The sequence below is a fragment of the Pseudomonas botevensis genome (assembly GCF_019145475.1).
Taxonomy (GTDB): domain Bacteria; phylum Pseudomonadota; class Gammaproteobacteria; order Pseudomonadales; family Pseudomonadaceae; genus Aquipseudomonas; species Aquipseudomonas botevensis.
The window spans coordinates 117454-128224 of record NZ_JAHTKI010000017.1 but is presented as its reverse complement, the minus strand read 5'-3'; the positions used below and the strand labels follow the sequence as shown (position 1 = coordinate 128224).

The following is a 10771-nucleotide window of genomic DNA, read 5'->3' as shown; positions in this document are numbered from 1 at the left end:
AGTTGCCGCCGGTGGCGGTCGAAATGGTCGCTTCGACTTTGCCTGCGTCTTTGTAGACGTCATCAGCGGGAGCCGGAACGGTCACGGTACCGGTGGTTTTACCAGCGTCGATGGTAATGACCGCGCCATTGCTCAGGGTCACGGTGACTGGCGAGCCAGCAGCGTTAGTCAGGGTAGCGGTGTAAACAATCGAACCACCTTCGGCTACGGAACCGGTCGCGCTCAGCGACAGGTTGGTGGTATCGACGGTGTCAGTAACAGTGGTCGAAACCGGCGTCTTGTCAGCCACCAGGTTTTCGTAGTTACCACCGCTCACATCGGTGATCGCGTTGGTCAGCGGCGCATGACCGGTCAATGCATCGTTCGGCGCAGTGGTGGTCACGGTGCCAGTGGTTTTACCCACTTCAATGGTGATGCTCTGGCCGTTAGCCAGAGTCACGGTCACTGGCGACCCGGTCACTGGAGCGCCGACAGTCGCGGTGTAAGTAACAGTGCCACCCTCAGCCGCCGTTTCGGAAGCGGTCAGCTTCACGGTGGTGGTGTCGATGGTGTCGGTGATGTTGGTCACCGCCGGAACAGGACTCGACACCAGATTTTCGAAGTTGCCACCGGTCGCGGTCGAAATGGTCGCTTCGACTTTGCCGGCGTCTTTGTAGACGTCATCTGCCGGTGCCGGAACGGTCACGGTGCCGGTGGTCTTGCCGGCTTCAATGGTAATGACCGCCCCGTTCGACAGGGTCACAGTCACCGGTGTGCCGGCCGGGTTGGTCAGGGTGGCGGTGTAGACGATCGAACCGCCTTCGGCGACCGAGTCGGTCGCGGTCAGGTTCAGGTTGGTGGTATCGGTGGTGTCCGAAACCGCTGTGTCGGCGGACTTGCCATCGACTTGCAGTTTTTCGTAGTTGCCGCCGGTCGCACCATCAATGGTCACGCTCAGGGAACTGCCGCCGGCCAACGGGCTGTTCGGCGCGACGAAGTTCACGGTACCGACGGTTTCGCCGACCGCGATGGTGATGGTCTGGCCGTTGGACAGGGTCACGACGACCGGCGAACCGGTCACTGGCGCCGTCACGGTCGCGGTGTAGACCACGGTTTCGCCTTCGGCGACGTTCGCCGTGGCTGTCAGCGACACGGTGGAGGTGTCAATGGTGTCGTGGACCGTCGTCACTGCCGGGGTGTTGCTGGTGACCAGATTTTCGAAGTTGCCACCGGTTGCGCCTTTGATGGTCGCTTCAACGGTGCCGGCGTCCTTGTAGACATCGTCCTTCGGTGCATCGACGGTCACGGTGCCGGTGGTTTTGCCGGCGTCGATGGTGATCACGGCGCCGTTGCTCAACGTCACGGTCACCGGAGTGCCAGCAGCGTTGGTCAGGGTCGCGGTGTAAGTGATCTGCCCACCTTCGTTCACCGCATCGGTCGCGGTCAGTTTGACCGTGGTGGTGTCGATTGTGTCGGTGACCTGAGTCACTGCCGGAACGGTGCTCGGCACCAGATTCTCGAAGTTGCCGCCGGACGCATCCTTGATCGTTACTTCTACCTTACCGGCGTCCTTGTAGACGTCATCCGCAGGCGCCGGAACGGTGACCGTGCCAGTGGTTTTACCGGCGTCGATGGTGATCACGGCGCCGTTCGACAAGGTCACGGTCACTGGCGAACCAGCAGCGTTGGTCAGGGTGGCGGTGTAAACAATCGAACCACCCTCGGCCACGGTGCCGGTTGCACTCAGAGACAGATTGGTGGTGTCGACGGTGTCAGTAACGGTGGTCGAAACAGGGGTTTTGTCGGCAACCAGATTTTCGTAGTTGCCCCCGCTCACATCGGTGATCGCGTTGGTCAACGGCGCGTGGCCGGTCAGCGCATCGTTAGGCGCCGTAGTCGTCACGGTGCCGGTGGTCTTGCCGACTTCGATAGTGATCGACTGTCCATTGGACAGGGTTACGGTCACTGGCGAGCCAGTGACGGGCGCCCCGACGGTCGCGGTGTAAGTAACAGTGCCACCTTCTGCCGCCGACTCGGTCGCGGTGAGTTTGACGGTGGTGGTGTCGATGGTGTCGGTGACCTGGGTCACGGCCGGAACGGTGCTCGGCACCAGGTTTTCGAAGTTGCCACCGGTGGCGGTCGAAATGGTCGCTTCGACTTTGCCGGCGTCTTTATAGACGTCATCAGCAGGAGCCGGAACGGTGACCGTGCCAGTGGTTTTACCGNGGTGCTGACCGGCGTCTTGTCGGCGACCAGATTCTCGTAGTTACCACCGCTCACGTCGGTGATCGCGTTGGTCAGCGGCGCATGACCAGTCAATGCATCGTTCGGCGCAGTGGTGGTCACGGTGCCGGTGGTTTTACCCACTTCGATGGTGATCGATTGGCCATTAGCCAACGTCACGACGACAGGAGAGCCGGTTACCGGAGCGCCGACAGTAGCGGTGTAGGTAACGGTGCCGCCCTCGGCTACCGAGGTGTCAGCTGTAAGTTTGACGGTCGAAGTATCGATGGTGTCGGTGACTTCGGTGACAGCTGGAACGGTGCTTGGCACCAGGTTCTCGAAGTTGCCGCCGGACGCATCCTTGATCGTTACTTCTACCTTACCGGCGTCCTTGTAGACGTCATCCGCAGGCGCCGGAACGGTGACCGTGCCAGTGGTTTTACCGGCATCGATGGTGATCACGGCGCCGTTCGACAAGGTCACGGTCACTGGCGAACCAGCAGCGTTGGTCAGCGTCGCGGTGTAAACAATCGAACCACCTTCGGCCACGGAACCGGTCGCGCTCAGCGACAGGTTGGTGGTGTCGACGGTGTCAGTAACAGTGGTCGAAACCGGCGTCTTATCGGCAACCAGGTTTTCGTAGTTGCCACCGCTCACGTCGGTGATCGCATTGGTCAGCGGCGCATGACCGGTCAATGCATCGTTCGGCGCCGTAGTGGTAACGGTGCCAGTGGTCTTGCCGACTTCGATGGTGATGCTCTGGCCGTTAGCCAGAGTCACGGTCACTGGCGATCCGGTCACTGGAGCGCCCACGGTGGCGGTGTAAGTGACGGTGCCACCTTCCGCAGCAGACTCGGTCGCGGTCAGCTTCACGGTCGTGGTGTCGATGGTGTCGGTGACCTGGGTCACGGCCGGAACGGTGCTCGGCACCAGGTTTTCGAAGTTACCGCCCGTGACGCCCTTGATCGTGGCTTCAACGGTGCCTGCATCCTTGTAAACGTCATCGGCAGGCGCCGGAACGCTCACGGTGCCGGTGGTTTTACCCGCCTCAATGGTGATCACGGCGCCGTTGCTCAGCGTTACGGTCACCGGAGTGCCGGCCGGGTTGGTCAACGTCGCGGTGTAAACGATCGAGCCGCCCTCGGCGACGCTGGATGAAGCCGACAGGCTCAGGTTGGTGGTGTCGATCGAGTCGGTGATGGTGGTCACCGCTGGCGTCGTGTTCGGCACCAGATTCTCGAAGTTACCGCCGGTAGCGCCGGTGATGGTGGTGCTGACGGTGCTGCCGTTGTTGTAGACGTCATTGGCCGCTGTCGGCACGTTGACGGTGCCGGTGGTCTTGCCGGCTTCAATGGTGATGGTCGAACCGTTGGACAGGGTGACGGTGACCGGAGTCTGGGCTGGGTTGGTCAGGGTCGCGGTGTAGGTGATCTGACCACCCTCGACAACGCTGTCAGTGGCCGTGAGGCTTACGCTGGTGGTGTCGATCGAATCGGTAATGGTTGTGGTCGCTGGTGTCGTGTTCGGCACCAGACTTTCGAAGTTGCCGCCGGTAGCGCCGGTAGCGCCGGTGATCGTGGTGCTGACAGTGCTGCCGTTGTTGTAGACGTCATTGGCCGCTGTCGGCACGTTGACGGTGCCGGTGGTCTTGCCGGCTTCAATGGTGATGGTCGAACCGTTGGACAGGGTGACGGTCACCGGAGTCTGAGCCGGGTTGGTCAGGGTCGCGGTGTAGGTGATCTGACCACCCTCGACAACGCTGCCAGTGGCCGTGAGGCTCACACTGGTGGTATCGATCGAATCGGTAATGGTAGTGGTCGCTGGTGTCGTGTTCGGCACCAGACTCTCGAAGTTACCGCCGGTAGCGCCAGTGATCGTGGTGCTGACGGTGCTGCCATTGTTGTAGACGTCATTGGCCGCCGTCGGCACGTTGACGGTGCCGGTGGTCTGGCCCGCGCCGATAGTGATGGTCGAACCGTTGGACAGGGTGACGGTCACCGGAGTCTGAGCCGGATTGGTCAGGGTCGCGGTGTAGGTGATCTGACCACCTTCAGTGACGCTGCCGGTGGCGGTCAGGGTCAGGTTGGTGGTGTCGATCGAGTCGGTGATGTTGGTCACCGCTGGCGTCGTGTTCGGCACCAGATTCTCGAAGTTACCGCCGGTAGCGCCAGTGATCGTGGTGCTGACGGTGCTGCCATTGTTGTAGACGTCATTGGCCGGGGTCGGCACGTTGACAGTGCCGGTAGTCTGGCCGGCTTCGATGGTGATGGTCGAGCCGTTGGACAGGGTGACGGTGACCGGAGTCTGTGCCGGGTTGGTCAGGGTCGCGGTGTAGGTGATCTGTCCGCCTTCGGTGACGCTGTTGCCCGCCGTCAGGGTGACGGTGGTGGTGTCGATGGTGTCGGTGACCTGGGTGGTGGCCGGGGTCGTCGGCGGGGTCACGGTGATGCCGTTGCCGCCCGTAGTCCCGGTGACGGTCACGTCGATCTGGGTCGGGTCGTTATAAACGGTGTCGTTCGGCGCCAGGGGCACGTTGACGGTGCCGGTGGTGGAGCCGGCCGGAATCACGATCACCGAGCCGTTGGACAGGGTGATGGTCAGGTCGGTCAGCGGCGCCTGGGTCAGCGTCGCGGTGTACACCAGCACGCCGCCGGCTTCGGTGATGGTCGGCGTGGCGCTGAGGCTCAGGGTCGAATCACGCAGGGCGTTGGTGGTGGTATCGGTGGTCTGCGCGCCCGTGATGTTCTGGGCCGCCTGGCCAGCCGCATTGATGCCTGCGGTCGGGAAGCCAATGGTCGGGTCGACGCGGCCGGCGGTCGCATCGAGCATCACGAAGCTGTGACCGCCACCGGCGGCGCCGCCAGTGCCTGCCGCGCTCGGGCCGGCTGCGGTGGCTTCAAGGGCGGTGGTCGGGTCGACACCGGCGGCAATGGCCTGCTGCAGCTCGGCAACGGACGGTGCGGCCTGCGCGGTGGCTTCAGCCAGGTCGGTGCTGGAGTCCGGGGTGCTGGCGCTCCACTGCGTGTCGCGACCCAGATCCAGGGTGCGGCCATCAGCCAACTCCAGCGACACGGCGCCGGCCGCGCCGGTATCGACCTGATCGCCGGCGAACAGACGGTCGCCTTCAACGAGTACGCGGCGGATGCCCTCCGGGGACACCACGAATACCTGACCGACAATGCTTTTGACGATGGCAACAACACTGCTCATTGAAGACTCTCCGGGTGTCACGTTCAGTTGACTTCCATAGACCTGATGGCTTTGGGCGCCGATTCAGTCTGGACGTACTTTTAAAATTTGCTAACAAGATTGACGCTAATTTTCGTCAATAATTTGGCTATATTTTTTCGCTATTAACTTTATGCCAAACTATTGACCTTCTGGGTGCCATCCTAAACAATCGCCCCACTAATGTCACATTGATATTTGTGTGGCGACCCTACCCTCAGTGTGTGATCCAGTTCCGGTTTTAAACTTTCCGACATACGGTCATTCCGGTTGCCATCTTCCGACGCAGCACGCTTGTTTGCTGTGATTCAAGACAAGAAGTCCTGGGAAATATTCAACATGCGTTCGCACCTGTTCAAGGCTCTACCCTTCGCTCTCGCCGCCTCTTTCGTACAAGCACAATCCTTACCAGAAGCCATGCAGCAGGCACTGGATGTCCATCCGGAGATCCAGGCAGGCGTGAATAGTCGTTTGGCCGCGGATTATCAGTTAAAGGCGGCGAAAGGTGGATACCTGCCCAAGGTCGATCTGCTGGGCGGTTATGGCCGTGAAGGCACTGACAGTGTCACCACCCGCGCCAACGGCGGCGGCAATCACTGGGAAACGTTGAACCGCAGCGAGTCAAGTTTGCGTCTCTCGCAAATGGTGTTCGACGGTTTTGCGACGTCCAGCGAAGTCGGGCGTCAACAAGCCACCGTCAACTCCCGTGCCTACTCGCTGCTCGGCACTTCCGAGCGCACCGCGCTGACCGTGGCTCAGGTCTATCTGGATGTCCTGACCCGTCGCGAGTTCGTGCGTCTGGCCGACGAAAACCTCAAGAGCCACCAGCGCATCTATGACCAGATCCAGTTGCGCACCCAGCGTGGTGTCGGCAGCGGCGCCGACCTTGACCAGGCCGAAGCGCGGATGGCTCAGGCCCGTAACAACCTGATCACCGAGCAGACCAACCTCGCCGATTCGGAAACCAACTTCCTCAGCGCCGTCGGCCAGATGCCCGATCAACTGGAGCGTCCGGCGCCGTTCATGGCGATGATGCCGGCCAACCTCAACGAAGCGCGTACGCAGATGCTGGAAAACAGCCCGATCCTGCGTTCGGCCGAGTCGGACATCGCCGCCGCCGAGAAACAGTACGAAACCGCCAAGTCGACCTTCTATCCGCGCTTCGATGCCGAGTTGGGTCGTACCGCCGACAATGACCTCGATGGTCAGAACGGCCACAACAACGAATGGCAGGCCATGTTGCGCATGCGCTTCAACCTGTATTCCGGTGGCAGCAACAAGGCTGATCTGGAATCCAAGGCCTATCTGTCGAACCAGGCCCTGGACATCCGCAACAACGCCCTGCGCCAGTTGAACGAAGAACTGGGCCTGGCCTGGAACGCCCTGAACAATGCCAACGCCCAGGTGCCGATCGCCCAGCAGTACGTCGATCACAGCACCGCGGTGCGCACCGCCTACCAGCGCCAGTTCAGCCTGGGCGAGCGAACCCTGCTGGATTTGCTCGACAGTGAAAACGAACTGTTCACCGCTTCGCGGCGTCTGGCCGAGATCAAGAACATTCAGTTATTTACTCAATACCGAATCAAGGCGACCATGGGCGAGTTGCTCAAGAGCCAGGGAGTGGTCGCACCGTTGGCATCCGTTGTGCAGAACGACGTGAAGCCCAAGGTCCAACTGCCTGGGATGAATTGAGTTGTCCCTTTTCAACAGTTAAAGAGTGCCGAGCGTGGAATCAGAAGTCAGTCGAGTTCATCTCAGTCATGATCCACGCGCGTTGCACGACGATCCCTTGCTGGATGGTCTGCTCGCCCTGTGCATGCTGCACCAGAAGCCCGCCAGTGCGGCGATGCTGACCACCGGCCTGCCGCTGCCCAAGCAACGCCTGAGTATCGAGTTGCTGCCCCGCGCGGCGGCTCGCGCCGGCCTGCAAGGGCGGGTGCTGCAGCGCAAGCTGGAAGAGATCCCCGCCATTGCCATGCCGGCGCTGCTGTTGCTCAAGGATGGTCGCAGTGCCGTCCTGCTTGGCTGGCAGGGTGAAACCGAGGCGCGGGTGCTGCTCAGCGAAAGCGATGGCGGCGAGTCGCTGGTCAGCCGCGAACTGCTGGCCGACGATTACACCGGCAAAGTCTTTTTTGCCCAGCCCCAGCACAAATTCGACGTCAACCACGGCACGCTGATCCCCCGCGCGCGCTCGTGGTTCCGTGACACCCTCAAACGCTCGCGCTGGCTGTACGCCGACGCCATCGCCGCCAGCCTGCTGATCAACATCATCGCCATGGCGGCGCCGCTGTTCGTGATGAACGTCTACGACCGCGTAGTGCCGAACCAGGCCGAAGCGACCTTGTGGGTGCTCGCCCTGGGCATCACCGGCGCCTACCTTTTCGACCTGATCCTGAAAAGCCTGCGCAGCCTGTGCCTGGATCTGGCCGGCAAGAAAACCGACCTGATCATCTCCGCCACGCTGTTCGAGCGCATCGTCGGCATGGCGATGAAGTACCGTCCGGCGCGGGTCGGCAGCTTTGCCCAGAACATCCACGAGTTTCAGAGCCTGCGCGATTTCCTCGCCTCGCTGACGCTGACCAGCCTGATCGACCTGCCGTTCACTATCCTGATCTTCATCGTGATCGCCATTCTTGGCGGGCATCTGGTGTGGATTCCGGTATTGGCCTTCCCGATTGCCCTGGCCATCGGCTACGCCTTGCAGAAGCCGCTGGTGGCAACCATGGAGCGCACCATGGCGCTGGGCGCCGAGCGCCAGTCCAGCCTGATCGAAACCCTCGCCGGCCTCGATGCGGTGAAGGTCAACAACGCCGAAAGCGAACGCCAGTACCAGTGGGAACAGACCATCGGCACCCTCAGCCGCCTCGAGCTGCGGGTGAAAATGCTTTCCGGCCTGGCGATGAACATCACCCTGCTGATCCAGCAACTGGCCGGGGTGATCATGATCGTCTTCGGCGTGTACCAGATCATCGCCGGCAACCTGAGCATGGGCGGCCTGATCGCCTGCTACATGCTCAGCGGCCGCGCGCTCAGCCCGCTGGCGTCGCTGTCGGGCCTGCTGACCCGCTACCAGCAGGCGCGGGTGACCATGACCTCGGTCGACCAGATGATGGAACTGCCCCAGGAGCGCAATTTCGAAGAGCGTCCGCTGAGCCGCAAAGTGCTGCAAGGCGCCATCGAGTGCCGCCAGCTCAACTTTACCTACCCGCAGCAACAGAATCCGGCACTGAAGAACATCAACCTGGTCATCCGCCCCGGCGAGAAAATCGGCATCATCGGTCGCAGCGGCTCGGGCAAGAGCTCGCTGGCCAAGCTGCTGGTCGGTCTGTATCAGCCGGACGACGGCGCGCTGCTGGTGGATGGCGTCGACATCCGCCAGATTGACGTCAGCGAGCTGCGCTACAACATCGGTTACGTGCCCCAGGACATCCAGTTGCTGGCCGGCACCCTGCGCGACAACCTGATTTCCGGCGCCCGTTACGTCGAGGACGAGCTGGTGCTGCAGGCCGCCGAACTGGCCGGCGTGCATGAGTTCGCCCGCCTGCACCCGCAGGGTTATGAACTGCAAGTCGGCGAGCGTGGGCAGAACCTGTCCGGCGGTCAGCGGCAGAACGTCGCCCTGGCCCGGGCGCTGTTGCTCAATCCGCCGATCCTGCTGCTGGACGAACCGACCAGCGCCATGGACAACACCGGCGAAGAACGCCTCAAGCAACGCCTCGCGGCGGTGGTTGAAAACAAGACCGTGGTGCTCGTGACGCACCGGGCATCGCTGCTGTCGCTGGTGGATCGCCTGCTGGTGGTCGACCGTGGGCAGATTCTCGCCGATGGCCCGAAAGCCGCCGTGATGGAAGCGTTGAAGAAGGGGCAGATCAGTGTTGCTTAAGTCGGGTGTCAAGGATTCGATCCGTCGCTACTTCAAAGGCTCTGCATCGTTGCAGGGCCAGCCGCTGCCGGAGGTCAACAAGGCGCTGATCGAGGACGCCCCCCGGGTGGTGCGCCTGACGATCTGGGCGATCATTGGCTTTTTCGTCTTCCTCCTGCTGTGGGCCAACTTCGCGGTGATCGACGAAGTGACCAAGGGTGACGGCAAGGCGATTCCGTCGTCGAAGATCCAGAAAATCCAGAACCTGGAGGGCGGCATCGTCTCCGAGCTGTACGTCAAGGAAGGCCAGATCGTCGAGGCCGGCGCGCCGCTGGTGCGCCTGGATGACACGCGATTTGCCTCCAACGTTGGCGAAACCGAGGCCGATCGCCTGTCGATGCTGTTGCGAGTGGAGCGCCTGAGCGCCGAGGTCGATGATCGTCCGCTCAACTTCCCCGAAGACGTGCTCAAAGCCGTGCCCGGTCAGGCGAAAAGCGAAGAGTCGCTGTACATCAGCCGCCGTCAGCAACTGCACGATGAGGTGGGTGGCTTGCAGGAGCAGTTGATCCAGCGCCAGCAAGAGCTGCGCGAGTTCACCTCCAAGCAGGCGCAGTACCGTCAGCAACTCGGTCTGCAGCGCCAGGAAATCAACATGTCCGAGCCGCTGGTGGCCCAGGGCGCGGTGTCGCCGGTGGAAGTGCTGCGACTCAAGCGCGCCGAGGTGGAGACCCGTGGTCAGCTCGACGCCACCACCCTGGCGATTCCGCGTGCCGAATCGGCGATCAAGGAAGTACAACGCAAGATCGACGAGACTCGCGGCAAGTTCCGCAGCGAAGCCCTGACCCAGCTCAACGAAGCGCGCACTGACCTGAACAAGGCCCAGGCCACGGGCAAGGCGCTGGAAGACCGGGTCAGCCGGACGCTGGTTACCTCGCCGGTGCGCGGTATCGTCAACAAGATGCTGGTCAACACCATCGGTGGCGTGATCCAGCCGGGCAGTGATCTGCTGGAAATCGTGCCGCTGGACGACACGCTGCTGGTCGAAGCGAAGATCCGCCCGCAGGACATTGCGTTCCTGCATCCGGGCCAGGAAGCGACGGTGAAATTCACCGCCTATGACTACACCATTTATGGCGGGTTGAAGGCCAAGCTGGAGCAGATCGGCGCCGACACCATCACCGATGAAGACAAGAAAACCACCTACTACGTCATCAAGTTGCGCACCGAGCGCAGCCATCTGGGAACTGACGAGAAGCCGTTGCTGATCATTCCGGGGATGGTGGCGTCGGTGGACATCATCACGGGCAAAAAGACCGTGCTGAGCTATCTGCTCAAGCCGATCATCCGCGCGCGGGCCGAGGCGCTGCACGAGCGGTAGGTCTTCGCTGGTTTCACTGACGCCTTCGCGGGCTTGCCCGCGAAGGCGTTCTGCCAAGCAGCACAATCAGTCAGCAAGTGACAAAAACCGTCACTCACCAG

General features: G+C 61.8%; 3 protein-coding genes and 1 pseudogene. 3 read left to right on the top strand and 1 reads right to left on the bottom strand.

Features of this window, described 5'->3' with window-relative positions:
* A pseudogene (locus KVQ74_RS29655) lies at positions 1-5412 on the bottom strand (retention module-containing protein); the annotation flags it as partial.
* Between the two features lie 357 nt (positions 5413-5769).
* Between KVQ74_RS29655 and KVQ74_RS20975 the strand changes: the two are divergent.
* From KVQ74_RS20975 to KVQ74_RS20965, 3 genes are read left to right on the top strand one after another with little or no spacing between them, the layout of a single operon-like run.
* Positions 5770-7122, top strand: a complete 1353-nt coding sequence (locus tag KVQ74_RS20975) for a TolC family outer membrane protein (protein ID WP_217833072.1) — start codon at positions 5770-5772, stop codon at positions 7120-7122.
* 34 nt (positions 7123-7156) lie between these two features.
* Entirely contained in the window at positions 7157-9313 is a 2157-nt protein-coding gene (locus KVQ74_RS20970) for a type I secretion system permease/ATPase (protein ID WP_217833071.1), read from the top strand.
* Entirely contained in the window at positions 9303-10670 is a 1368-nt protein-coding gene (locus KVQ74_RS20965; RefSeq protein ID WP_217833070.1) for an HlyD family type I secretion periplasmic adaptor subunit, read from the top strand. The genes KVQ74_RS20970 and KVQ74_RS20965 overlap by 11 nt, the downstream gene beginning before the upstream one ends.
* The last annotated feature ends 101 nt before the right edge of the window (positions 10671-10771 follow it).

What these genes read in the sequence shown, in the direction of transcription:
- KVQ74_RS20975 (WP_217833072.1), top strand. Translation starts at nt 5,770, where the DNA reads ATGCGTTCGCACCTGTTCAAGGCTCTACCCTTCGCTCTCGCCGCCTCT.